Below are 22,721 nucleotides of genomic sequence, written 5' to 3' on the forward strand. Positions count from 1 at the left end.
ATGCAAAGCAAAAAAAACGAAATCTGGGTTGGCGTGTTTATGCTGGCTGCGCTGCTGGCGCTACTGTTCCTCAGCCTGCGCGTCGCCGATCTTAAATCGCTGGGCACCGAGCCAACGTGGAAGCTATACGCCACCTTCGATAATATCGGCGGCCTGAAAGTCAGCTCGCCGGTGAAAATTGGCGGCGTGGTGATTGGCCGCGTCACCGACATTTCACTGGATGACAAAACGCTGTCGCCGCGCGTCACCATGGACATCAGCGAACAGTATGCCAATAAAATTCCTGACACCAGCTCGCTGGCGATTCGCACCCAGGGTCTGCTGGGTGAGCAGTTCCTCGCGCTCAACTTAGGTTTTGACGATCCGGAGCTTGGCTCGGCGATGCTGAAAGATGGCGGCACGCTGCGGGATACCAAATCGGCGCTGGTGCTGGAAGACCTGATCGGCCAGTTCCTCTACAAGAGCGGCGACAACAAGGACAATGAGAAATCGTCGGGCGCCGCCAGCGCGAGTGCCCCGGCAGCACCTGCTACAACGGAATAACCCAGAGAGGTACAACACGATGTTAAAACGTTTCCTGATGGTGGCCCTGCTGGCCATCGCGCCGCTGGCGGCAAACGCAGCGGACGCCAACCAGAGCAATCCGTACAAGATGATGAACGAAGCGGCGGAGAAAACCTTTACCCGCCTGAAGAACGAACAGCCGAAGATTAAGCAGGATCCGAATTACCTGCGCGAAATCGTGCGCCAGGAGCTGCTGCCGTACGTGCAGATTAAATACGCGGGGGCGCTGGTACTGGGCCGTTACTACCGCGAAGCCACGCCGGCGCAGCGCGACGCCTACTTTGCCGCGTTCGGGGATTACCTGGCGCAGGCTTATGGTCAGGCGCTGGCGTTGTACCACGGCCAGACATACCAGATTCAGCCTGAGCAGCCGATTGGCGATGCCAATATCGTAGCGATTCGCGTCACCATCATCGATCCCAACGGTCGTCCGCCGGTGCGCCTTGATTTCCAGTGGCGCAAGAACAGCCAGACCGGCAACTGGCAGGCTTATGACATGATTGCCGAAGGCATCAGCATGATCACCACCAAACAGAATGAGTGGAGCGATCTGCTGCGCACCAAAGGCATTGACGGCCTGACTGCGCAGCTGAAAACCTATGCCGCGCAGCCTATCACCCTGGACAAGCAGCAATAATGAGCGAACCGTTACGCTGGCAGCGCACTGCCAGCACGCTGGCCCTGAGCGGCAAACTGGACCGCGATACGCTGCTGGCGCTGTGGCAGGCGCGTGACAGCGCCATGGCCGGTATCACCACGATTGACGTGGCGGCGCTGGATCGGGTTGATTCTGCCGGGCTGGCGCTGCTGGTGCATCTGCGCGAAATCGCGCGGGCGCAGGGCACGACACCGCTTTTCAGTGGTATCACCGATAAGCTCGACTCGTTAATCAAGCTGTACAACCTGCAGCAGATTATTGTTTCTGCGGAACAAATCGCCTGATTAACGGCGCTGCTGACAAAGCCCCTGATTTTTTCAGGGGCTTTTGCGTATTTAAGAGTCAGGCGCTTTCCTCTAAGATATCCGCCTTATTATTATCAAGTGAAGCAATGAGCGATGGAAAATAGTGAAGTTCAGGCCGTGCTAATGCAGGCGCTGCCGTTAGAAGAAGTACATGTTCTCAGCAACGATGGCAGCCATTTCCAGGTCATTGCCGTGGGCGAAATGTTTGGCGAGCTGAGCCGCGTAAAGAAACAGCAGGCTGTGTACGCGCCGCTGATGGAATACATTGCGGATAACCGTATTCATGCGGTGTCCATCAAGACTTATACCCCAGCCGAGTGGGCGCGCGACCGTAAACTCAACGGTTTCTAAGCGCCACTCTGGCTGTTTTGTTGATAGATAATTGAGAGCCGTGTTAATGGACAAATTTCGTGTGCAAGGCCCCACCCGTTTAAGCGGTGAAGTGACCATTTCCGGGGCGAAGAATGCTGCGCTGCCGATTCTGTTTGCTGCGCTGCTGGCTGAAGAGCCGGTAGAGATTCAGAACGTGCCGAAGCTGCGTGACATCGATACCACCATGAAGCTGCTGAGCCTGCTCGGTGCGCGCGTGGAACGCAATGGTTCGGTCCACGTTGATGCGCGCGAAGTTAATGTCTTCAGTGCGCCGTACGATCTGGTGAAAACCATGCGTGCCTCCATCTGGGCGCTGGGGCCGCTGGTGGCGCGTTTTGGCCAGGGCCAGGTTTCTCTGCCGGGCGGCTGTGCGATTGGTGCGCGTCCGGTCGATCTGCACATTACCGGCCTGGAGCAGCTGGGTGCCGAGATCAAACTGGAAGAGGGCTATGTTAAAGCCTCTGTGGATGGCCGCCTGAAGGGCGCGCACATTGTGATGGATAAGGTCAGCGTGGGCGCGACCGTGACCATCATGAGCGCCGCAACGCTGGCGACGGGCACCACCATCATTGAAAACGCGGCGCGTGAACCGGAGATTGTCGACACGGCAAACTTCCTTAACACGCTGGGCGCGAAAATCAGCGGCGCCGGCACCGACAAAATCACCATCGAGGGCGTTGAGCGCCTCGGCGGCGGCGTCTATCGCGTGTTGCCGGACCGTATCGAAACCGGCACCTTCCTCGTGGCCGGCGCCATCTCGCGCGGCAAAGTGGTGTGCCGCAATGCGCAGCCAGACACGCTGGACGCCGTGCTGGCGAAACTGCGTGATGCGGGTGCGGAGATTGAAGTCGGTGAAGACTGGGTGAGCCTGGATATGCACGGCAAGCGTCCGAAAGCGGTTAACATTCGTACCGCACCGCACCCGGGTTTCCCGACCGACATGCAGGCACAGTTTACGCTGCTCAACCTGGTGGCTGAAGGCACCGGCGTCATTACCGAGACCATCTTCGAAAACCGCTTCATGCACATCCCGGAGCTGATTCGTATGGGTGCGCACGCCGAAATCGAAAGCAACACCGCTATCTGTCACGGTGTTGAAACCTTGTCCGGCGCGCAGGTGATGGCGACCGATCTGCGTGCGTCAGCCAGTCTGGTACTGGCAGGCTGCATTGCAGAAGGTGCGACGCTGGTGGATCGTATCTACCACATCGATCGTGGCTACGAGCACATTGAAGACAAGCTGAAAGCGTTAGGCGCCAACATCGAGCGCGTCAGCGGCGAGTAATCCTTTGTCCTGATTGCCAGGCATGAAAACCAGTCACGACAGCGTGGCTGGTTTTTTTTTGCTTTACCCGCGTGAGACGATCTTTTTCAGATCCTGGGGCGATCGAATGCGCTTTTTACGATCCAGCAGACGCTGCGTGACCGGATCAAAATAGCGGCTGGGCCAGATCTCGGAAGGATGGACCTTCAGCGCCGTGGCGATCAGCCATTCACCTTTAGGCCAGGGGCGTGACAGCGCGTTGGCCAGCGTCGATGAACTGAGGCCAGATTGACGTGACAGGGCGGCCAGTGACGTACCGCGCTTGCGCAGGGCCGCAATGATATCTGCCGGATGCCAGTCTTCTCTCCTTGCATGCATAACTCTCTTCTCCGTGTCCGTGTTAGTGCTCCATCTCTGCAGCGCTGTGGCTCTCCTGCGCAGAGATAACTGGAAAAATCCGGATTTTTATAGCAAATAATTTCCATATGTTTCCAGTAATTGTTTTGCCTGTGCACGAAACTGCGCAGTTTTTCGCAAAAATGCTGCAAGGGAATGTAATCAGACGGGCAGAGCAGGGGGGAGAAATAAAAACGGGGCCGAACGGCCCCGTAGCAGGTCAGAAATCGCGCTGCACCGACATGTGCGCCAGCGCTTCCAGCGCGCTGCGCCACGGCGTTTCTGGCAGTGCCTGTAGCGCCGCGATGGCTTTATCCGCCTCTTCTTCAGCGCGTTTGCGCGTCCATTCCAGCGAACCGGTTTGCTGCATTGCCGCCAGCACAGGCTCCAGCAGATGACGGCCATTACCTTCTTCGATCGCCTTGCGGATCATCTGCGCCTGCTCGGGCGTGCCGTTGTGCATGGCGTGCAGCAGCGGCAGCGTCGGCTTACCTTCGCTCAGATCGTCACCGGTATTTTTGCCCAGCGTCTCGCCGTCGGCGCTGTAATCCAGCAGATCGTCGATCAGCTGAAACGCCGTACCGAGATAGCGGCCATAATCCTGCAGCGCTTTCTCCTGCGCCGGCGTGGCCTCCGCGAGGATCGCCGAAGCCTGCGAAGCGGCTTCAAACAGGCGGGCGGTTTTGCTGTAGATCACCCGCATGTAGCTCTCTTCGGTGATATCCGGATCGTTGCAGTTCATCAGCTGCAGCACTTCCCCTTCGGCGATCACGTTCACCGCTTCGGACATCAGTGCAAGGATCTTCAGCGATCCCATGCTGGTCATCATCTGGAAGGCGCGGGTATAGATAAAATCCCCGACCAGCACGCTCGCCGCATTGCCGAACGCGGCGTTAGCGGTGGCTTTGCCACGGCGCATATCGGATTCATCCACCACATCATCGTGCAGCAGCGTCGCCGTGTGGATAAATTCGATCAGCGCCGCATTGGTCACATGCAGCGATCCCTGATAATTCAGCGCGCGTGCTGACAGCACCGCGATCATCGGACGGATGCGTTTGCCTCCCCCGCTGATGATGTAATAGCCCAACTGGTTAATCAGTGAGACATCTGAATTCAGCTGGTCGAGGATGGTCTGGTTGACGGCCGCCATGTCCTGCGCGGTTAATTCGTTAATCTGTTCTAAGTTCATTCGTCTGTTCAGCTTTGACTCGTTTTCTGCATGGTAAGCGCTTTTACCCAGCGTGAGTTCAGGTAATCTGTTACTGATTGTACTTGAAAAATCGGGTTGAGAAACGTTTGCATTCGTCCTGCGCTTTTTTTCTGCAAGAGAGTGCAAAGTGCACTTGTCTTCTGCTGGAGTTTTGCGTAGAATTCGCGCCCTATTGTGAATATTTATCGCGCCGCCTGATGAACAGAAAGGCATGCGCAGAAGCGGAGTTTTATATGTACGCGGTTTTCCAAAGTGGTGGTAAACAACACCGAGTAAGCGAAGGTCAGACCGTTCGCCTGGAAAAGCTGGACATCGCAACCGGTGAAACCATCGAGTTCGACCAGGTTCTGATGATTGCAAATGGCGAAGACGTGAAAATCGGCGCGCCACTGGTTTCAGGCGGTGTGATCAAGGCAGAAGTTGTTGCTCACGGTCGTGGCGAGAAAATTAAAATCGTTAAGTTTCGTCGTCGTAAACACTACCGTAAGCAAGCTGGTCACCGTCAGTGGTTCACTGATGTGAAAATCACTGTGATCAGCGCGTAAGAGGAGATCTGACAAATGGCACATAAAAAGGCTGGTGGCTCGACTCGTAACGGTCGCGACTCCAATGCAAAACGTCTGGGTGTTAAGCGTTTCGGTGGTGAATCTGTTCTGGCAGGTAGCATCATCGTTCGTCAGCGTGGTACCAAATTCCACGCCGGTAACAACGTAGGTTGTGGTCGTGACCACACTCTGTTTGCTACCGCAGACGGCAAAGTTAAATTCGAAGTTAAAGGTCCTAACAACCGTAAATACATCAGCATCGTTGCTGAGTAAGGTTGTTGTGCCGCAGACGATTAACGTCTGAACACACGAATGGAAGGCCCCGCAGCTTTGCGGGGCTTTTTACATTCTGCCGCAGGTTACGGCAATCACGCTGACCTTGCGCCTCAGTTTGCTGTACACTTTATGTACACATGGCTTTGCCAATCCTGTATTATCCGCCGCCGGTCAGCGCAGAAGACCCTGGCGGACCCGTTTGTCGCCCGCAGCGTGGCGCAAACGACAGTGTGACGGAGATAAAAAATGAAGTTTGTTGATGAAGCGACGATCCTGGTGGTCGCGGGTGATGGTGGCAACGGTTGCGTCAGCTTCCGCCGCGAGAAGTACATTCCCAAAGGGGGACCGGACGGCGGTGACGGCGGTGACGGCGGTGATGTTTACCTGCTGGCGGATGAAAACCTCAACACCCTGATCGATTATCGTTTCGAAAAATCTTTCCGCGCCGAACGCGGTCAGAATGGCCAGAGCCGTGACTGTACCGGTAAACGCGGTAAAGACATCATTGTTAAAGTGCCGGTGGGTACGCGCGTGATCGATCAGGGCACGGGCGAAACGCTGGGCGACATGACGCGCCATGAGCAGAAGCTGATGGTGGCGAAGGGTGGCTGGCACGGTCTGGGCAACACCCGCTTCAAATCGTCCGTGAACCGTACGCCGCGTCAGAAAACCATGGGCACGCCGGGCGAGAAGCGCGACCTGCAGCTGGAACTGATGCTGCTGGCAGACGTGGGGATGCTGGGTCTGCCTAACGCCGGTAAATCGACCTTTATCCGCGCGGTATCAGCGGCGAAGCCAAAAGTGGCGGATTATCCGTTCACCACCCTGGTGCCAAGCCTCGGCGTGGTACGTATGGACAGCGAAAAGAGCTTCGTGGTCGCCGACATTCCCGGCCTGATTGAAGGCGCGGCGGAAGGCGCGGGCCTCGGAATTCGCTTCCTCAAGCATCTGGAGCGCTGCCGTGTGCTGCTGCACCTCATCGACATCGCGCCAATCGACGAATCCGATCCGGTAGAGAACGCCCGCATCATTCTCGGCGAGCTGGAGAAATACAGCGACAAGCTGTACCAGAAACCGCGCTGGCTGGTATTCAACAAAACCGACCTGCTGAGCCGTGAAGAGGCGGAAAGCCGCGCTAAAGCGATTGCCGAAGCGCTGGGCTGGGATGAGAAATACTATCTGATCTCCGCCGCCAGCCGTGACGGTGTCAATGAGCTGTGCTGGGATGTGATGAGCTTTATCATCGCGAATCCAAAAGAAGCGGAAGAAGAAGCGAAGCAGCCAGAAAAAGTGGCCTTCATGTGGGATGATTACCACCGTGAAGCGCTGGAAAATGCTCAGGAAGTGGAAGAAGAAGAAGACTGGGATGACGACTGGGATGAAGACGACGACGAAGGCGTCGAGATCATTTATCAGCGTTGATGTCAGCGAAAAAAGCGGCCAGATGGCCGCTTTTTTTATTGCTGTTTAGCGCAGAGCACCAGCCCGCACCATCATCCCTCTCCCCGCAGGAGAGCACCAGCCCGCACCATCATTCCCTCTCCCCGCAGGAGAAAGCACCAGGCCGCACAATCATTCCCTCTCCCCGTGGGAGAGGGCAGGGTGAGGGCATCAGGCCGCAGAGGAACCAAACCTACCCCAGCACCGCCACCGTCAGCCGCGAACTGCAGCACAGCTGATCGCGACCATTGCGTATCTCAATCTGCCAGCTCTGATTGCGCGCCCCCAGATGCAGCGGACGACAAACACCGCGCACCTCGCCGCTGCTCACCGCCCGATGATGGCTGGCGCTCACCTCAATGCCCACCACGCTTTTACCTTCTTCCACGCTCAGGTAACCGGCAATGGAGCCCATCGACTCCGCCAGCACCACCGACGCGCCGCCGTGCAGCAGACCAAACGGCTGCTGCGTGCGGCTGTCTACCGGCATGGTGGCCTCCAGATAATCGTCACCGATGGCGGTAAACACGATGCCCAGATGCGCCACCAGCGAGTTATCGCCCAGCTGATTCAGCGTGGCAAGATCCACCGTACGTTTCCAGATTGCCATGCCTCAGGCTCCCAGCGTTGCGCCACCATCCACCACAATATCCTGCAGCACCACGTGGCTGGCAAGATCCGAGGCCAGGAACAGGATGTTGTTCACGATCTCCTGCGGCTGGGCGATCTTACGCAGCGGGATCCCCAGTTTGTACTGATCCGGGAAACCGTTGATCATCTCCTGCTCGGCTTCCGGCGTATGCCACAGGCTGCGCTGCATATCGGTATCGGTTGATCCCGGTGAGACAATATTGCAGCGCACGCCATACGGTGCCATCTCCAGCCCAACCGTCTGGCACAGGCTGCGCAGCGCTGCTTTGGACGCGCCATAGGCTGACATGCCGAGGCGCGGGGCGTGCGCGGCGTTAGAGGCGATGGTGACAATCGCGCCAGCGCGCTGCTGGCGGAAGACCGGCAGCGTCTGCTGGAACAGGTTAAACGCGCCGCCGGCGTTCACGGCGAGACAGGCCTGCCAGTCAGCAAACGACAGCGCATCGGTGCTGCCGATGCGCAGAATGCCTGCGCCGTTCACCAGGATATCCAGCCGCGGCTGGCTGGCCAGCAGTGACTGACAGCAGTCGCGCACCGCAGCGCTGTCGGCGACGTCCAGCTGGCAGGTGGCGAACGGATAGTCATCCTGGCCAAAGTGCAAATCAAAACCGGTCACCTCCGCACCGGCCTGATGGAACGCCAGTGCGGTGTGGTAGCCGATGCCTTTGCCGGCACCGGTCACCCAGACAATTTTTCCGCTGAAATCAAAACAGGCGCTCATTGGGCTGGCACCCGTGACAGCAGCGCCCACCAGCCATCAATGCTGGGGTTTTTCGCCAGGCTGATGAAGTCGATATCGCTGTGCACCTGACGCCAGCGCGCCGCCAGCGCCATCACGCGCACTGAATCCAGCCCATAATCGATCAGGTTTTCATCATCTTCAGGCACGTCATCATCTTCCAGCAGCGGCAGAATCAGCGCGCGGAGTGCGTCCTTGCTCTGTGGCAGCGGCATCAGGTCGGCGGTCATCACCACTTTGCCACTGCGACCTGCGGTGTAAGTCAGCGCCATCATATGCTCGTCGCGCGAGAAGTCGGCCAGCGCATCGGCCACCATAAACGGCTGGATGTTACGCATGAAGGCGTCGGTAGCGGTGGTCAGGCAGCCGATGTGGGCATACACGCCAGTAATGATCAGCTGATCGCGGCCCATCTCCTGCAGGATAGACTCCAGCGGCGAGCGCACGAACGCGCTGTAGCGCCATTTAGTCAGCACCTGATCGTCCTGATCCGGCGCCAGCGCGTCGACGATCTTCTGCTGATCCGGATGTTTGTTCAGCCCTGGTCCCCACATATCATTCAGCAGCGCGCGATCCTCATCGCTTTGCTGGTTGGGCTGGGCGGTATAGAACACCGGAATGCCCTGCGCTTTGCAGTAAGCGCGCAGGCGAGCAATGTTCTCCACCACCTGATTCACCAGCGGGCTGTCTTCGCCCCAGAAGTTGAGGAAATAGGCCTGCATATCGTGAATCAGCAGCGCCGCGCGCTGCGGCTCCAGCGCCCATTGTACTTTGTTAGCCGGCAGCTCAGTGGCGGCGGGCAGCGCATAAGAGGTCAGTTTTGGAATAGCCATTACAATCTCCGGAAAAAATCAGGCTTGCGTCTGCTCAGCAAGCTGTTGGCGTAAACGTTTTTTATCCACTTTGCCCACCGGGGTAAGCGGCAGGGCGTCGACGCAGGTAATGCGGTCGGGAAGTTTGAATTCGGCAATGCCCAGCTCGCGCAGATGGCGGCGCAGCGCGACCGGTTTCACCGGCTGGCGCGCCACAATGAAGGCACAGCTCTTTTCACCCATCAGCTCGTCATGCATGGACACCAGCGCGGCGTGGATCACATCCGGATGGCGCAGCAGCAGGTTTTCAATCTCTTCGGCCGCGATCTTCTCGCCGCCGCGGTTGATCTGATCCTTTTCGCGTCCCTGTACGGTGATGTAACCCTGAGCGTTGATCTCAATCAGATCGCCTGAGCAGTAAAAACCGTTGGCGTCGAAGCTGGCGGCATTGTGCTCCGGGCTGTTGTAGTAACCCCGGAAGGTGTAAGGGCCGCGCGTCATCAGGCGACCCACCTGGCCCGGCGGCAGCGGATTGCCGTTCTCGTCGGCCACCCACACTTCGTCATCTTCCGAAATCGGCCGCCCCTGGGTAGTCAGAATTGTTTGCTCGTCATCGCCGAAGCGCGTGTAGTTAACCAGCCCTTCCGCCATGCCAAACACCTGCTGCAGCTGGCAGCCGATTTCACGCTGAATGCGTGCGGCCAGCGTTTCGCCCAGTTTGGCTCCGCCCACCTGAATGCGCTGCAGCGAGGCCAGCGCTGTATTGCTGCCCCACTCCTGAATTGCCTGCAACCACAGGCCGACCGCCGGCGGCACCAGTCCGGTATCGGTCACCTGGTGCTGCTCAATCAGCGGGAAGCAGAGCGTGGCGCTGGGATCCGCGGCGAGAATCACCTGGCCACCGGCATAGAACACCCCGAGCGAACCGGGGGAACTCATGGCGAAGTTATGCGGCGCGGGCAGGGCGATCAGATAGCGCGTGTCGGCATTGATGTGGCAAATCTCGTCGCTGGCGCGGATGCTGTAGTAATAGTCGTTGTGGGTGCGCGGAATCAGCTTCGGCGTGCCGGTGCTGCCGCCGGAGAGCTGGAAAAACGCCACTTCATCGGCGGCCGTCGGTGTCGCGACAAAATTGCCAGCCGCTTCATCCTGCAGCGACGCCAGCGTATTTTCCGCCTGCGCGTCGTTACGCAGGATCACCTGCTGCAGCGTGGGCTGCGCCTCGCACAGCGTGGCGATGAAGTCGTCGCTGGCAAACAGCGCGTGCTGGCGATCGGCAATCAGCAGTTTCGGTGCAATCTGCTGCGCATAGGCCAGCAGTTCAGTGCGCTGATGGCTGAACAGCGCGTACACCGGGACCACGCCCAGCTTAAACAGGGCAAACAGCGTAACGTAAAAGTCGGCCACGTTGCCGAGCTGCACCAGCGCCGTGTCACCGCGCTGTAAACCGCGCCGCTGCAGCGCCGCCGCCAGATTATCACTGCGTTGCGCCAGCTGGCGGTAGCTGAGTTGCAAAGGGCCGTCGATCACGGCGATAGCGTCGTTTTCGCGATGGCGGTCGATGATGTCGGTCAGCGGCACGTCGATCCAGTAGCCTTTCTCGCGATAGCGCGCGGCCAGATGTGCCGGCCAGCGGCTGAAGGGAATGCTCATGCTTGTTCCTTTATTGCAGTCCAAAAGCGCGCAACATGGTGTCCAGCTTCACACCCGTTTCACGCCATTCTGATTCCGGTTGCGAGTCGGCGACGATGCCAGCGCCGGCAAACAGCCGCACGCGCGTGCCGTTTACCGTTCCGCAGCGAATGGTCACCACCCATTCGCCATTGCCTTCGCTGTCGCACCAGCCGACGATGCCGCCAAACAGCTGGCGATCAAAGGGTTCGAGCTGCTGAATCAGCTGCTGCGCGCGGGCGTGCGGGAAGCCGCTCAGGGCAGGGGTTGGGTGCAGCAGCGCCGCCAGCGACAGCGCGTTTTCGCGCTCATCCTGCACTTCGCCATCGATTTGCGTCGCCAGATGCCACAGCGTGGCGGTGGTGATCAGCGACGGCACGGTAGGCACTGACAGCAGGCGGCTACGCGGCTGCAGCGTGCTGCGCATCGCGTCGGTCACCAGCTGATGTTCGTGTCGATCTTTGGCTGACGCCATCAGGGTGTTACCTGCCGCGCGATCGGCGCTGGCGTCGTCATGATGGCGGCGCGCCGAGCCGGCCAGCGGGCAGGAGGAGAAATCGCGCCCCTGTTTGCGCAGCATCAGTTCCGGGCTGGCGCCCACCAGCGCGCCGCCTTCCGCCAGCGGCAGATGGAAATGGTAGCTATTGGGATTTTGCGCGATCACGCGCTGCATCAGCGCGGCGGTATCCACCGGCTGCTCCGTGACGATATCCATCAGGCGCGACAGCACCACTTTGTCCGGATCGCCGCGCTGGATGGTGGCAACGGCGTCGGCCACCATGCGGGTAAATACCGCGTGGTCTGGCACTGCCGTCCGCCGCCGCACTGCCGGCAGATCGCTCTGCTGCACCGGCAGCGCCTGTTGCAGGTCGGCGCGATTAAAGCTCTGCCAGGATTCGGGTATGAACAGCGACGCTGGCTGGCTGACGTCAAACGGAATCGCGCCCACCAGCAGCGGATTGGCGATCCCCTGCTTTTTCGCCGCGGCAAAGTGCTGGCGCAGCTGCTGTTGAAAGTCGCCCTGCAGCAGCGCGGCATCGCCCACCGGCGTGTTGATCGTGGTATAGCACCCCTGGGTGGCCAGGCTGCGCCATGGCGAGGTGAAAAGGAAACCGCGGCACAGCGCGGAAAAATCCTTCAGCCAGGCATTTTCAAACGTGGAGCTTTCCACCATAATTTTCACCTATAAATGATAAGATTATTAAGAATGATTATCATTTTTATTATGGCTCTGTAACCTACGTCGAAAGGGGCAAAGAGTCAATCCATTCGCGGGATTTACCGTGCTGTCAGACGTAAGCGGCGACTGACGCCGGGCAAGGCATTAAGCTAAAAGGTGGATCAAAACTTATGAATAAATGCGGTTTATGGGGCATGGCTGTCCTGTTGTTTATTTTCCAGTTGCTGTCAGGGACAGCGCGGGCCGACCAGGGCTGGCCGCGCAGCGTACAGGGCGCGACCGGAACGGTAACGCTTCACCAGGCACCGCAGCGCATTGTCTCCACCAGCGTCACGCTGACCGGCTCGCTGCTGGCGATTGACGCGCCGGTCATCGCCTCAGGCGCGACCGCACCGAAAAGCCGCCTGGCCGACGATCAGGGCTTCTTCCGTCAGTGGGGCGAGGTGGCAAAGCAGCGCCACGTTAAGCGGCTGTATATTGGTGAACCGAGCGCCGAGGCGATTGCGGCGCAAGCCCCGGATCTGATCATCGTCAGCGCCACCGGTAATGACTCCGCCCTGAAGCTGGTCAGTCAGCTGTCCGCCATTGCCCCCACGCTGGTGGTCAACTACGACGATAAGAGCTGGCAGGATGTGGTTACGCTGCTGGGGCAGGCCACCGGCCATGAAGCACAGGCGGCGCAGCGCGTAAAAGAGTTCGACGATCGCGAAGCGGCGCTGAAGCAGGCCATTACGCTGCCACCGCAGCCGGTCTCCGCGATGGTATGGAACGGTGATGGCCGGGCGGTGAATCTGTGGACCGCCGCATCGGCGCAGGGCAAACTGTTGCAGCAGCTCGGTTTTTCCCTGGCGCAGCCGCCGGCTGACACGCAACAGGGGCACAGCATGGGCCAGCGCAAAGACATTATTCAGCTCTCGGGCGAGAATCTCGCCGCCAGCCTGACCGGCCACAGCTTCCTGCTGTTTGCCGGCGATGACAAAACCGCGCAGTCAGTGCTGAGCAACCCGTTCCTGGCACAAAACGCGGCGGTGCGCGATAAGCAGGTCTATGCGATGGGTATTGACAACTTCCGCCTGGATTACTACAGCGCCAGCAATCTGCTGACGCGTCTGCATCAGCTGTTCGTCAAATCATGATGTTTGCTGCGCCAGCACGGGCGCGGGCGCCTGATAGCGCCGTAATCCTTTCATCATCAGCCACATCATGACGCCAAGCCCTGTCGCGGCACAGCCAAACGCCGCGGCAGCCTGCGCCGGTAACAGCCACGAACCGAGGGCACCAATCAGCGCGGCGCCGAGGGCATCGCCGCACACGTTCTGCGCCGTCCACAGGCTGTTGATGCGGCCCAGCAGATGATCTGGCGTCAGCAGCTGAATCATTGCGTACTGCACCAGGCTGTTGATGGCACTGAAATAGCCGAAGCCCGCCAGACACAGCAGCGCCAGCCACAGCGTCGGCATCAGGCTGAACAGGCCCAGGGCAACGAAACCGGCCACGGCACTGCCCAGCACCAGCCGCCCCGGGCGCGCCGCCTGTTTCAGCCTGCCACTGGTAAATGCACCCACGGCGGCACCGAGCGGCACGGCGGCGTACAGCATGCCGAGCTGGTCGGCGCTGACTGACCAGTGCGGTGCCAGCGCCGGGTACAGCACGCGGATGGCGCTGGCCAGCGTTACCAGCGCACCGGTCAGCGCCACCATGCCGACCAGCGGGCTGGCGAACAGGAATTGCACGCCGGTTGCCAGCGCCCGCAACGGATGCTCGCGCGGCTGCGGAGGCGGGGGCAGCGCAGGCAGCTTCAGCAGTGTCAGCACCGTCAGCAGCGTGCCGAAGGCGGTCAGTCCGTAATTCCACAGCACGCCGCCGTGCGCGATCACTACACCAGCAATTGCCGGCGATAAAATCGAGCCGAAGCGCACCGTCAGCATGGTAATGGCACCGGCCTGCATGATGTTTTCGCGCCCCACCAGCGCTGGCGTAGCGGCCAGCAGCGCCGTGACGCCAATCGCGCCAAAAAAGCCGTCCCACAAGCCAAGCAGATAGACCGCCAGCAGCGAAGGCGCGGGCAGCGCGGCATTTATCGCCAGCGCGACAAAGCCCAGCCCGCAGGTGGTGCGGGCAAACAGGATCAACTTCTTACGCTCATAGCGATCGGCCAGCACGCCGCCGGTCAACAGGCCAGTAAACATGCCGGCAGCGGACAGTGTGACGGCGAGGCCCACCAGCAGCGGGGAATGGGTCATCTGCTGAATCTGCACCGGTACGGCAACGGCCAGCATGCCGAGCGCCACAATCGAGATAAAACGCGCAATAAACACCGCGCGAAACGCCGCGTGGGTTTTCAGCAGTGAGAGATCGATAAAGTGAGAGGGTTTGTTCATTGTTTCGCCTTTTTGCACCAATTTTCCTCATCATCCGCGAGGCGACTCATGGTAACATAGGCAAACGCGAGTAATAACGATAACAAATATCATTATCACATTACGTTGCACCGCAACGACGTCGAACAGTGAAGGTTTAGAACGCTATGCGCCAGATCCGTGCATTAGCAGGCTCAGGGATTCTGCTTTTGCTCCTCATGGCGCTCAGTCTGATGCTGGGTGCCAAATCAATACCGCTTTCCGATGTGTATCACGCTCTCACCGCCTCCTGCTCCAGCGCGGAGTGCATCATCGTGCGCGATGCGCGCCTGCCGCGCACGCTGGCCGGTCTGCTGGCGGGTGTGGCGCTGGGGCTGGCTGGCGCGCTGATGCAGAGCCTGACGCGTAATCCGCTGGCCGAGCCGGGCATTCTGGGTGTGAACGCCGGTGCCGGTTTTGCCATCGTGCTCGGCATCGCGCTGCTGGGGGCGGACTCCCCGCTGCAGTGGCTGACGCTGGCCTTCAGCGGCGCACTGCTGGCGGCATTGCTGATGACGGTGATTGGCGCGATGGGCGGCGGGCGCGTCAATCCGGTGCGTCTGACGCTGGCGGGCGTGGCGCTGGCGGCGGTGCTGGAGGGCTTAACCTCCGGCCTGTCGCTGCTCAATCCGGACATTTACGATCACCTGCGCTTCTGGCAGAGCGGCTCGCTGGATATCCGCGATTTCAGCGTGTTGCGCACCCTGAGCCCGGCGGTGCTGGCCGGTGCGGCGCTGGCGCTGGGGCTGGCGCAATCGCTGAACAGCCTGAGCATGGGCGGCGATATGGCGGCGGCGCTGGGCACGCACGTGGTGCGCACTCAACTGCTGGGCCTGCTGGCGATTGCCTTACTGAGCGGCGCGGCGACCGCCGCCGTCGGGCCGATCGCTTTTATCGGCCTGATGACACCGCATTTTGCCCGCTGGCTGGTGGGCAACGATCACCGCTGGCTGCTGCCGGCGACGGCGCTGATCACCCCGGCGCTGCTGCTGGCGGCGGATATTCTGGGGCGGATGATGGTGGCAGGCGAACTGCGTGTCTCAATAGTGACCGCCATCCTTGGCGCGCCGATGCTGATTTTGCTGGTACGGCGCCAGCGCGGGCGAGGTGGACTATGACGCGGCGTGCCTGGTTGCATGGCGGCTGGCTGCTATTAGCGTGTGCGCTGCTGACGTGGCTGGCGCTGACGCGCGGTGCGCTGCCGGTTACGGCGGAGCAGGTGTGGCAGGCGCTGCGCGGGCAGGGAGCGGCCAACGTGCAGCTGATTGTGGTGGAGTGGCGGCTGCCGCGCGTGCTGATGGCGCTGCTGATCGGTGCGGCGCTGGGTGTCAGCGGGGCAATTTTTCAGTCGCTGCTGCGTAACCCGCTCGGCAGCCCGGATATCCTCGGCTTCAATACCGGCGCTTATAGCGGTGTGCTGGTGGCGCTGGTGCTGTTCAATCAAAGTATTACCGCGATGACCGGGGCCGGGCTGATCGGCGGTATCGCGACGGCTGCGCTGGTGTATCTGTTTGCCTGGCGCAACGGGGTGGAAACGTTTCGGTTAATCATCGTGGGCATTAGCGTGCGCGCGCTGCTGATGGCGCTCAATGCCTGGCTGATTATCAGCGCTTCGCTGGAGTCGGCGCTCAGCGCCGGGCTGTGGAGCGCCGGCTCGCTCAACGGCATCACCTGGGCGAAAACGCCGCCGGTGGTGACGGTGCTGCTGCTGTCACTGCTGCTGGTGGCGCTGTTAACGCGCCGCATGCGTCTGCTGGAGATGGGCGACGACACCGCCTGCGCGCTCGGCGTGCCGGTGGAGCGCAGCCGCCTGTGGCTGATGCTGCTGGGCGTGCTGCTGACCGCAGCGTCCACCGCGCTGGCGGGGCCGATCTCGTTCGTGGCGCTGCTGGCCCCGCAGATTGCGCGCCGGCTGAGCGGCGGGGAAAAAGGCGCGTTGTGGCTGGCAGCGCTGTGCGGCGCGCTGCTGTTGTGCGCCGCCGATTATGCCGCGCAGCATCTGTTCCTGCCTTATCAACTGCCGGTTGGCGTGATCACCGTCAGCCTGGGCGGACTCTATCTGATTGCGTTACTGGTGCGGGAGGCGCGACGCCAATGATCGATATTCCTTCACGGCTGTATGGCGAAGGCCTGACGCTGGGTTATGACAAAAAAGTGGTGGCGGAAAATCTGTCGGTGGCGATTCCGCAAGGGGAGCTGACCGTGATTATCGGCCCTAACGCCTGCGGTAAATCCACCCTGCTGCGTACTCTCAGCCGCCTGCAGGCACCGCTGAAAGGCGACGTGCTGCTGGACGGCGAGGCAATTGCACGTTATCCCACCAAAGAGGTGGCGCGCCGCCTTGGCCTGCTGCCGCAGAGTTCGAACGCACCGGCGGGCATCAGCGTGAGCGAGCTGGTGGCGCGCGGACGTTATCCGCATCAGTCACTGTTTGGCCGCTGGCGCGCGGAGGATGAAGCGGCGGTGCAGCAGGCGATGCTGGCCACCGGCGTGGCGGATCTGGCGCAACAGGCGGTCGATACCCTGTCCGGCGGGCAGCGTCAGCGCGTGTGGATCGCCATGGTACTGGCGCAGCAGACGCCGCTGCTGCTGCTGGATGAGCCCACCACCTGGCTGGATATTACCCACCAGATTGAGCTGCTTGAGCTGATGCAGACGCTCAATCAGCAGCATGGCCGCACGCTGGTGGTGGTGCTGCACGACCTTAATCACGCCTGCCGCTACGCCACCCATCTGATCGCCATGCGTCACGGGAGGATCATTGCCGAGGGCAAGCCTGGCGAGATTGTGACGCCGGCGCTGATTGAGCAGGTGTACGGATTACGCTGTGTGATTGTTGAGGATCCGGTGGCGCATACGCCAATGATTGTGCCGCTGGGGCGCGGGCGCTAAAGCCGAGAAGGGGCGGTGGTGTAAACGTTTTCTGCCATACGGTTCCCTCTCCCGTCGGGAGAGGGTGAGGGCAAAACCGCTACGCCAGCAACTGCTGCAACAGTGGCCCGATCTGCTCAAACATGCGAGGCGAGATAATCTCGACGTGGGCGCAATCCATCGGCCACACCGTCAGCTCACCGACATAGGGCGCCCAGGCGCGGCGCGCATCCTGGCCTGGCTGCTGCGTCTGTTCGGCGAGGAACAGCGTAGCGCGGCCGCCGAAGCGTGCGCTGCGCGCCGTGGCCAGCAGACGCACCGAGCTGGCGTAGTTGGCTTCGATGGTATCGAACATGGCCTGCATCTCTTCACCGGCCTGATGGCGCTGCGCGGCGATAAACTGTTCGCGCTCGCGATTCACCTCCTCCAGCACCGCCGGATCCAGCACATTCTCGCCGCGCTTCTCATCCCAGTTCTGCGTTTCCGGCGGCCAGGTGTCGAGCAGGCCAAGGAAGGCGACCTCTTCACCCGCCGCTTCCAGCCGGGCAGCAATGCCCTGCGCCAGCGTACCGCCCAGCGAGTAGCCGAGGAAATAGTAGGGCCCGTGCGGTTGTACCTCTCGCAGCGTATGCAAATGCGCTTCACAGACCTCATCGAGGTGCGCGCTCTGGTTCAGTGGTCCCTGCGTGTCTGGCGACTGAATGCCGACCAGTGACCAGCGTGGGTCAAGGTAACGCTGCAGCACGCTGAACTGCCAGGCGAAGCCGGACGCCGGGTGGAAGCAGAACAGCGTCGGTCCGCTGCCTTTACGCAGCGGCAGCACCGCTTCAAAGCCCGCCTGCTGATGGGATTGTCCATCGCTCAGCAGCGCCGCCAGTTTTTCCACTGTCGGGGCGATCATGATCTGCCCGACCGAGACCGGCAGCTGGAGCTCGCGGCGCAGCTGCGCAGCAAGGCGCATCGCCAGCAGCGAATGGCCACCGAGCGCAAAGAAATCATCCTGCGCACCGATCGTGTCGCAGGCCAGCAGGCGGCAGAACGCTGCGGCCAGCGTGCTCTCTAAACCGGGCAGTGGCGCGCGCCCCTGGCGCTGCGTGGTGCTCTGCGGCAGCGGCAGCGCTTTGCGATCCAGTTTGCCGTTGCTGCTGAGCGGCAGCGCCTCCAGCTGGACGATGGCCACCGGCACCATGTGTGCCGGTAGCTGCTGTGCCAGCGCCTGACGCAGCGCATCGCCATCCACCGGCTGAGGCGCAACCACGTAGCCCACCAGCTGACGCGCATCGCCCTGTGCCGCCGCACAGCCCAGCACCACCGCATGCGTCACCGCCTGCTCAATGCCGGGCTGGGCGCACAGCGCATGATCGATTTCGTTCAGCTCAATACGCTGACCGCGGATCTTCAGCTGGTCATCGCTGCGCCCGAGATACTCCACCGCACCGTTGTCCAGCCAGCGCGCTACGTCGCCGGTCAGGTACATGCGCTCGCCAGCGGCGTACGGGTCGGCGATAAAGCGGCTGGCGGTCAGCTCCGGCCGGTTGAGATAGCCATGTGCCAGCTGAATGCCGGTAAGATAGAGATCGCCGGCCACGCCCGGCGGCACCGGCTGCATTTGCGCATCAAGAATGCGCAGGCCAGTGTTCCATACCGGGAAGCCGATCGGTACGCTCGGGCCATCGACGGCGGCGAGCGCCGCGCCATACGCCGGATACCAGCTGACATCAACGGCCGCTTCGGTTGGCCCATACAGATTGTGCAGCGGCACGCGGGTCAATGTTTCCCAGCTGCGCGACAGATCGGTGGGCAATGCTTCACCGCTGCAGAACACGTTGCGCAGGCTGGCGCAGCACGCTATCGCGGCCGGGTGGTCGAGCGCCGCGACAAAGGCCGCCAGCATCGAGGGTACGAAATGCGTGGTGGTGACTTTGTAGCGGGCAAACAGTTGCTGTAAGGCTTCCGGATCGCGGTGTGCATCCGGCGGCGCCATCACCAGCTGCGCGCCGACCAGCAGCGGCCAGAAGAACTCCCACACCGAGACATCAAAGCTGCTCGGCGTTTTCTGCAGCACCACGTCATCCGCCTGCAGCGGATAACGATCCTGCATCCACAGCAGGCGATTAACGATCGCCTGATGGCCGACCAGTACGCCTTTCGGCCGGCCGGTAGAGCCGGAGGTATAGATGATGTACGCGCCATCCTGCGGCGTCGGCGCGCTGGCCGGGGCCGGTGCATGTTCGGCATTGTACAGGGTGTCAAAGTGCAGCTGACTGACCGGCGCGATGGCGCGGAAGCGGGCACTGAGCGCGGCAGTGGTAATCAGCGTTTTGGGCGCGGCGTCTTCCAGCATCAGCTGGAGCCGCTCGTCCGGATAGCCGGTATCCAGCGGCAGATAAGCGGCCCCGAGCGTCACAATCGCCTGCAGCGCCAGCGACAGCTGCACTGAACGCGGCAGCGCCACGGCGACGATATCGCCCCGCTGCACGCCGGCCGCGCTCAGATCGGCCGCCAGCGCGAATACCTGCTGCTGCATCTGGCGATAGTTCAGCTGGTGCTGCGCATCGGCCAGCGCCGGTGCGTCCGGGGTGCGCTGCGCCTGCTGCGCCAGCAGCGACGCCAGGGTTTCCGCCGGCAGCGGATGGGCGGTCTGATTGATGGCCGCAATCTGCTGCTGCTCCGCTGGCGTCAGCAGATCGAGCTCGCCCAGCGCGCGCTGCGGCTGCGCGGCCAGCTGGCTGAGCAGCAGGGCAAAGCGGCTGGCATGGCGCTGCAGCGTCTCGGCAGCATAGCGCTGCGCGTTCGCCAGCAGCTCCAGCGTCAGATCGCCGTGCTCGCTGAGGTAAATCGCGATTTCCAGGTCGCGCACCGGGCCGGAGGCCAGCTGATGCGTGATGCCTTCAATGCCAGCGAAATCGAGCTGGTAGTCAAACATCTTCAGGTTGATCACCGGGCCATACAGTGGATCGCTATCGCCGAGGCGGCCGAGATCGCGCTGCACCTGTTCAGCATCGTAACGCTGATGACGGCGCATTTTTTTCACTTCCGCGGCCAGCTGAGCGGCGAGATCGCCGAGCGTTTGTCCCGGCTGATAATGCACCGCCATTGGCAGCACGTTGATCACCGGACCGGTGGCGCACAGCGCGGCGGAGCCGATGCGACGCATGAAGATGAAGCCGGCAGCAAAATCATTTTGCCCGCTGAGGCGAGCCAGCCACAGCGCTACCAGTGCAAAGGCCAGATCGGCGGCGCTGTGCTGTGGATGCTGGCTGGTCAGCGTCTGGAAGCGGTGACGATCCAGCGTAACGCTGTGGCGCAGCAGATCGGTGCTGGCGCTCTGACCGGCCAGCGGCAATGGCGACAGCGAGGCGGGCGCGGGCAGGGCGCGGCCTTTTTCGCGCCAGAATTCGCCGTCACGGCTGTAAGACGCCGACTGCTGATAGCGCTGATACTCGTCAACCACGGCGCTGAACGGAATAAACGGTGTCGGCTCAGGCGGCTGCTGCTGTACGGCGGCGCTGTACAGATTGGCGATGCGGCGTGTCAGCGCGGTAAAGCTGAAGCCATCCACCACCAGATGGTGATAGCGCTGATACCAGAACCAGTGCTGCTCGCCGAGGCGGAACAGACGATGGTGCCACAGCGGTGCGCCACTCAGCACACGCAGGTCGCCCTGCATATCGGCACGCATCAGGGCGCGCGCGGCGGCAGCGGCATCCGCTTCGCCGCGCAGATCAACGATGTCTGGCAGGCTGAAGGTCTGCGGCTGCGGCCACTGCAGCGGCTCGCCGTCGATTTCGCCGAACGCCATATTCAGGGTATCGGCTTCCTGCATGCCGTCGACAATGGCCTGCGCCAGCAGCGCGCTGTTGATGTCGCCGCGCAGTTCGACAAAGTGCGCGACCGCGTAGGCGTTGTGATGGCGGCTGAGCTGGTCGGCGATCCAGATGCCAGGCTGCGCTGCCACCAGCGGCAGAGTTTGTTGGTCAATCATAGTGTCGTTCATCAGAGAATTTACTGTCGCTCCGGTTCACGTCTGGCGTGATGAATGAATTTGGATTGCGCCACAAAGCTTGCAGACCGTCGAGCAGGCCACCGCGCCAGCACAGCGCGTCATGGCCGCCCTCTACCGACTGGTAATGCACCTGATAGCCGGCAGCGGTAAGTTGTTGTTGTAATTGTTGATTGGCTTGCAGAATCAGGCCTTCACGCTGGCCTGCCTCCAGCCAGAAACGCAGCGGCTGGCGAGGTTCCAGGCCATGGTCCAGCGCCTGCAACAGCCAGCCATGCGGGTTACCGCGCTCGGGCCACCAGAAGGAGCCGGACAGGCTGAGCGCATTACCAAAGGTGTGGGGAAAGTGCAGCGCGGCAAACACCGCGGCCAGACCGCCGAAGCTTTGTCCGGCAACCAGCGTGCGCGCCGGCTGCGCATCGTACGGCATCCAGCGTGCCACCTGCGGCAACAGCTCCTGCTGCACCGCCTGCCAGAATTGCGGATTGCATGGCAGCTCGCGGCTGCGGTGTTCGCGATCGATGATGTCGATAAACAGGTAGACCGCCGGCGGCAGCTTGCCCGCGGCGGTCAGCTGCTGCAGCGGTCCGGCAATCGGCATCTGCTGCGCCCAGAACTGACCATCGAGCAGTATCGCCAGCGGACGCGGGCCGTGCTGCGCCTCGCCTGTGGCGTACAGCCACACCCGGCGACGATTGCCGAGCAGCGCGCTGTCCCACTGCTGCTCCTGCAGCGTCAGCGCCGGGGCGCGGCCCTCATCCACCGCACGCCACACCTGCTGGTCGGGCGCGTCAGGCAGGTGCAGCGGTGACACGCCCATGCCGCGTCCGCCGGACCAGCTGCGCAGCGGATTGAGCGCATCGGCCTGCGCGGCAGGGAATTTTTCGCGCCACCAGTGGCGCAGCGCATGCATGTCAGGCTCGCCGCTGAAATCGCTGGCCTGCCGATCCGGCATCAGGCAGTAGCTGCCGCGCCAGTGTGACGGCAGCACGGTTTGCCAGTACCAGACATCGCTACTGGCGACGCGCATCAGCGATTGCGGCGGGCGCCGCTGGTGGTGATCGGTCACGCCGGTGATGTTGATCCACACGCGCTGGGTGTGGGAGGTGGTTTCACTGCCTTGCGGATCGCGCCAGAAGAAGGTCACCAGACAGGTGCCATCCTGCTGCGGCTCAATGCGCGGAATGCCCTGAGTCTGTTGCTCCTGCCACCAGGCTTCGCTACCAATTCCATCATTTCGCCAGGTCATAGGGGCTGCCAGTCGCCGTCTGTACGGGGAGGTTTACATAGGATTGATAAATAATACTATTGATAATTATTTGCATTTGCAATAGGGTGACTGCGCTCAAAATGAGCACGCAC

The 22,721-nt window shown here is 61.3% G+C and carries 22 protein-coding genes; 12 read left to right on the forward strand and 10 right to left on the reverse strand.

Going from position 1 to position 22,721, the window contains the following annotated elements; translation table 11 throughout:
* From mlaD to murA, 5 genes are all read left to right on the forward strand, one after another.
* Entirely contained in the window at nucleotides 1-543 is a 543-nt protein-coding gene (mlaD, locus tag OXR61_RS07120) for an outer membrane lipid asymmetry maintenance protein MlaD (RefSeq protein WP_021507734.1), read from the forward strand.
* Nucleotides 544-562: 19 nt separating this feature from the next.
* A complete protein-coding gene (gene mlaC, locus OXR61_RS07125) occupies nucleotides 563-1,201 on the forward strand; it encodes a phospholipid-binding protein MlaC (RefSeq protein WP_021507733.1) in 639 nt (212 codons plus the stop codon).
* Nucleotides 1,201-1,506, forward strand: a complete 306-nt coding sequence (gene mlaB, locus OXR61_RS07130) for a lipid asymmetry maintenance protein MlaB (RefSeq protein WP_021507732.1) — start codon at nucleotides 1,201-1,203, stop codon at nucleotides 1,504-1,506. The genes mlaC and mlaB overlap by 1 nt, the downstream gene beginning before the upstream one ends.
* Before the next feature lie 114 nt (nucleotides 1,507-1,620).
* A complete protein-coding gene (gene ibaG / locus OXR61_RS07135; RefSeq protein ID WP_007886637.1) occupies nucleotides 1,621-1,878 on the forward strand; it encodes a BolA family iron metabolism protein IbaG in 258 nt (85 codons plus the stop codon).
* Nucleotides 1,879-1,924: 46 nt separating this feature from the next.
* A complete protein-coding gene (gene murA / locus OXR61_RS07140) occupies nucleotides 1,925-3,184 on the forward strand; it encodes a UDP-N-acetylglucosamine 1-carboxyvinyltransferase (RefSeq protein WP_021507731.1) in 1,260 nt (419 codons plus the stop codon).
* A gap of 63 nt (nucleotides 3,185-3,247) precedes the next feature.
* Here the strand turns inward: murA and OXR61_RS07145 are convergent, their stop codons facing one another.
* A complete protein-coding gene (locus tag OXR61_RS07145; RefSeq protein ID WP_021507730.1) occupies nucleotides 3,248-3,541 on the reverse strand; it encodes a helix-turn-helix transcriptional regulator in 294 nt (97 codons plus the stop codon).
* Nucleotides 3,542-3,779: 238 nt separating this feature from the next.
* Nucleotides 3,780-4,751 carry an octaprenyl diphosphate synthase gene (ispB, locus tag OXR61_RS07150; protein ID WP_021507729.1) on the reverse strand — a complete coding sequence of 324 codons (972 nt, stop codon included), beginning with the start codon at nucleotides 4,749-4,751 and terminating at the stop codon, nucleotides 3,780-3,782.
* 254 nt (nucleotides 4,752-5,005) lie between these two features.
* On the opposite strand from ispB, the gene rplU reads away from it, so the two are divergent.
* The 3 genes from rplU to cgtA all read left to right on the forward strand — a co-directional run bounded on the left by rplU (nucleotide 5,006) and on the right by cgtA (nucleotide 7,015).
* Nucleotides 5,006-5,317, forward strand: coding sequence for a 50S ribosomal protein L21 (rplU, locus tag OXR61_RS07155; protein ID WP_021507728.1), 312 nt, complete (start codon nucleotides 5,006-5,008; stop codon nucleotides 5,315-5,317).
* 15 nt (nucleotides 5,318-5,332) lie between these two features.
* Nucleotides 5,333-5,590 (forward strand): 50S ribosomal protein L27, encoded by a 258-nt coding sequence (gene rpmA / locus OXR61_RS07160; RefSeq protein ID WP_006121751.1) that lies wholly within the window; start codon nucleotides 5,333-5,335, stop codon nucleotides 5,588-5,590.
* A gap of 249 nt (nucleotides 5,591-5,839) precedes the next feature.
* On the forward strand, nucleotides 5,840-7,015 hold the full coding sequence (gene cgtA, locus OXR61_RS07165; protein WP_021507727.1) for an Obg family GTPase CgtA: 1,176 nt from the start codon (nucleotides 5,840-5,842) through the stop codon (nucleotides 7,013-7,015).
* A gap of 211 nt (nucleotides 7,016-7,226) precedes the next feature.
* Here cgtA and OXR61_RS07170 read toward each other — a convergent pair whose 3' ends face one another.
* From OXR61_RS07170 to OXR61_RS07190, 5 genes are read right to left on the reverse strand one after another with little or no spacing between them, the layout of a single operon-like run.
* Nucleotides 7,227-7,643, reverse strand: coding sequence for a hotdog fold thioesterase (locus tag OXR61_RS07170; RefSeq protein ID WP_021507726.1), 417 nt, complete (start codon nucleotides 7,641-7,643; stop codon nucleotides 7,227-7,229).
* Nucleotides 7,644-7,646: 3 nt separating this feature from the next.
* Nucleotides 7,647-8,405, reverse strand: coding sequence for a 2,3-dihydro-2,3-dihydroxybenzoate dehydrogenase (dhbA, locus tag OXR61_RS07175; protein WP_021507725.1), 759 nt, complete (start codon nucleotides 8,403-8,405; stop codon nucleotides 7,647-7,649).
* Nucleotides 8,402-9,256 carry an isochorismatase gene (locus OXR61_RS07180; protein ID WP_021507724.1) on the reverse strand — a complete coding sequence of 285 codons (855 nt, stop codon included), beginning with the start codon at nucleotides 9,254-9,256 and terminating at the stop codon, nucleotides 8,402-8,404. The genes dhbA and OXR61_RS07180 overlap by 4 nt, the downstream gene beginning before the upstream one ends.
* Before the next feature lie 18 nt (nucleotides 9,257-9,274).
* Nucleotides 9,275-10,888 (reverse strand): (2,3-dihydroxybenzoyl)adenylate synthase, encoded by a 1,614-nt coding sequence (locus OXR61_RS07185; protein ID WP_021507723.1) that lies wholly within the window; start codon nucleotides 10,886-10,888, stop codon nucleotides 9,275-9,277.
* A 10-nt stretch (nucleotides 10,889-10,898) separates the two neighbouring features.
* Entirely contained in the window at nucleotides 10,899-12,080 is a 1,182-nt protein-coding gene (locus tag OXR61_RS07190) for an isochorismate synthase (protein ID WP_031279738.1), read from the reverse strand.
* A gap of 176 nt (nucleotides 12,081-12,256) precedes the next feature.
* Here OXR61_RS07190 and fepB point away from each other — a divergent pair, with 176 nt between their 5' ends.
* Nucleotides 12,257-13,222 (forward strand): Fe2+-enterobactin ABC transporter substrate-binding protein, encoded by a 966-nt coding sequence (gene fepB, locus OXR61_RS07195; RefSeq protein ID WP_021507721.1) that lies wholly within the window; start codon nucleotides 12,257-12,259, stop codon nucleotides 13,220-13,222.
* Here the strand turns inward: fepB and entS are convergent.
* Nucleotides 13,217-14,467: an enterobactin transporter EntS gene (gene entS, locus OXR61_RS07200; protein ID WP_021507720.1), complete on the reverse strand. Its 1,251-nt coding sequence runs from the start codon at nucleotides 14,465-14,467 to the stop codon at nucleotides 13,217-13,219. The two genes, fepB and entS, sit on opposite strands and share 6 nt — an antisense overlap.
* Before the next feature lie 146 nt (nucleotides 14,468-14,613).
* Between entS and fepD the strand changes: the two genes are divergently transcribed.
* Genes fepD through OXR61_RS07215 form a run of 3 tightly spaced genes read left to right on the forward strand, consistent with a single transcriptional unit; the run spans nucleotide 14,614 to nucleotide 17,377 of the window.
* Nucleotides 14,614-15,603: a Fe(3+)-siderophore ABC transporter permease gene (gene fepD / locus OXR61_RS07205; protein WP_031279737.1), complete on the forward strand. Its 990-nt coding sequence runs from the start codon at nucleotides 14,614-14,616 to the stop codon at nucleotides 15,601-15,603.
* Nucleotides 15,600-16,583: an iron-enterobactin ABC transporter permease gene (fepG, locus tag OXR61_RS07210; protein ID WP_267411587.1), complete on the forward strand. Its 984-nt coding sequence runs from the start codon at nucleotides 15,600-15,602 to the stop codon at nucleotides 16,581-16,583. The genes fepD and fepG overlap by 4 nt, the downstream gene beginning before the upstream one ends.
* The gene (locus tag OXR61_RS07215) at nucleotides 16,580-17,377 is read left to right on the forward strand and encodes an ATP-binding cassette domain-containing protein (protein ID WP_021507717.1); all 798 of its coding nucleotides are present in this window, start codon (nucleotides 16,580-16,582) and stop codon (nucleotides 17,375-17,377) included. The genes fepG and OXR61_RS07215 overlap by 4 nt, the downstream gene beginning before the upstream one ends.
* Before the next feature lie 79 nt (nucleotides 17,378-17,456).
* Here the strand turns inward: OXR61_RS07215 and OXR61_RS07220 are convergent, their stop codons facing one another.
* A complete protein-coding gene (locus tag OXR61_RS07220) occupies nucleotides 17,457-21,341 on the reverse strand; it encodes an enterobactin synthase subunit F (RefSeq protein WP_021507716.1) in 3,885 nt (1,294 codons plus the stop codon).
* The gene (gene fes / locus OXR61_RS07225) at nucleotides 21,334-22,608 is read right to left on the reverse strand and encodes an enterochelin esterase (protein WP_021507715.1); all 1,275 of its coding nucleotides are present in this window, start codon (nucleotides 22,606-22,608) and stop codon (nucleotides 21,334-21,336) included. The genes OXR61_RS07220 and fes overlap by 8 nt, the downstream gene beginning before the upstream one ends.
* Between the last annotated feature and the right edge of the window lie 113 nt (nucleotides 22,609-22,721).

The organism is Pantoea sp. GM_Pan_4 (assembly GCF_026541005.1).
Taxonomy (GTDB): domain Bacteria; phylum Pseudomonadota; class Gammaproteobacteria; order Enterobacterales; family Enterobacteriaceae; genus Pantoea; species Pantoea dispersa.

What these genes read in the sequence shown, in the direction of transcription:
- OXR61_RS07190 (WP_031279738.1), bottom strand. Translation starts at nt 12,080, where the DNA reads ATGGTGGAAAGCTCCACGTTTGAAAATGCCTGGCTGAAGGATTTTTCC.
- rpmA (WP_006121751.1), top strand. Translation starts at nt 5,333, where the DNA reads ATGGCACATAAAAAGGCTGGTGGCTCGACTCGTAACGGTCGCGACTCC.
- mlaB (WP_021507732.1), top strand. Translation starts at nt 1,201, where the DNA reads ATGAGCGAACCGTTACGCTGGCAGCGCACTGCCAGCACGCTGGCCCTG.
- mlaD (WP_021507734.1), top strand. Translation starts at nt 1, where the DNA reads ATGCAAAGCAAAAAAAACGAAATCTGGGTTGGCGTGTTTATGCTGGCT.
- rplU (WP_021507728.1), top strand. Translation starts at nt 5,006, where the DNA reads ATGTACGCGGTTTTCCAAAGTGGTGGTAAACAACACCGAGTAAGCGAA.
- OXR61_RS07220 (WP_021507716.1), bottom strand. Translation starts at nt 21,341, where the DNA reads ATGATTGACCAACAAACTCTGCCGCTGGTGGCAGCGCAGCCTGGCATC.
- murA (WP_021507731.1), top strand. Translation starts at nt 1,925, where the DNA reads ATGGACAAATTTCGTGTGCAAGGCCCCACCCGTTTAAGCGGTGAAGTG.
- fepB (WP_021507721.1), top strand. Translation starts at nt 12,257, where the DNA reads ATGAATAAATGCGGTTTATGGGGCATGGCTGTCCTGTTGTTTATTTTC.
- OXR61_RS07215 (WP_021507717.1), top strand. Translation starts at nt 16,580, where the DNA reads ATGATCGATATTCCTTCACGGCTGTATGGCGAAGGCCTGACGCTGGGT.
- ibaG (WP_007886637.1), top strand. Translation starts at nt 1,621, where the DNA reads ATGGAAAATAGTGAAGTTCAGGCCGTGCTAATGCAGGCGCTGCCGTTA.
- fepG (WP_267411587.1), top strand. Translation starts at nt 15,600, where the DNA reads ATGACGCGGCGTGCCTGGTTGCATGGCGGCTGGCTGCTATTAGCGTGT.
- dhbA (WP_021507725.1), bottom strand. Translation starts at nt 8,405, where the DNA reads ATGAGCGCCTGTTTTGATTTCAGCGGAAAAATTGTCTGGGTGACCGGT.
- OXR61_RS07180 (WP_021507724.1), bottom strand. Translation starts at nt 9,256, where the DNA reads ATGGCTATTCCAAAACTGACCTCTTATGCGCTGCCCGCCGCCACTGAG.
- OXR61_RS07185 (WP_021507723.1), bottom strand. Translation starts at nt 10,888, where the DNA reads ATGAGCATTCCCTTCAGCCGCTGGCCGGCACATCTGGCCGCGCGCTAT.
- fes (WP_021507715.1), bottom strand. Translation starts at nt 22,608, where the DNA reads ATGACCTGGCGAAATGATGGAATTGGTAGCGAAGCCTGGTGGCAGGAG.
- ispB (WP_021507729.1), bottom strand. Translation starts at nt 4,751, where the DNA reads ATGAACTTAGAACAGATTAACGAATTAACCGCGCAGGACATGGCGGCC.
- mlaC (WP_021507733.1), top strand. Translation starts at nt 563, where the DNA reads ATGTTAAAACGTTTCCTGATGGTGGCCCTGCTGGCCATCGCGCCGCTG.
- entS (WP_021507720.1), bottom strand. Translation starts at nt 14,467, where the DNA reads ATGAACAAACCCTCTCACTTTATCGATCTCTCACTGCTGAAAACCCAC.
- cgtA (WP_021507727.1), top strand. Translation starts at nt 5,840, where the DNA reads ATGAAGTTTGTTGATGAAGCGACGATCCTGGTGGTCGCGGGTGATGGT.
- OXR61_RS07170 (WP_021507726.1), bottom strand. Translation starts at nt 7,643, where the DNA reads ATGGCAATCTGGAAACGTACGGTGGATCTTGCCACGCTGAATCAGCTG.
- OXR61_RS07145 (WP_021507730.1), bottom strand. Translation starts at nt 3,541, where the DNA reads ATGCATGCAAGGAGAGAAGACTGGCATCCGGCAGATATCATTGCGGCC.
- fepD (WP_031279737.1), top strand. Translation starts at nt 14,614, where the DNA reads ATGCGCCAGATCCGTGCATTAGCAGGCTCAGGGATTCTGCTTTTGCTC.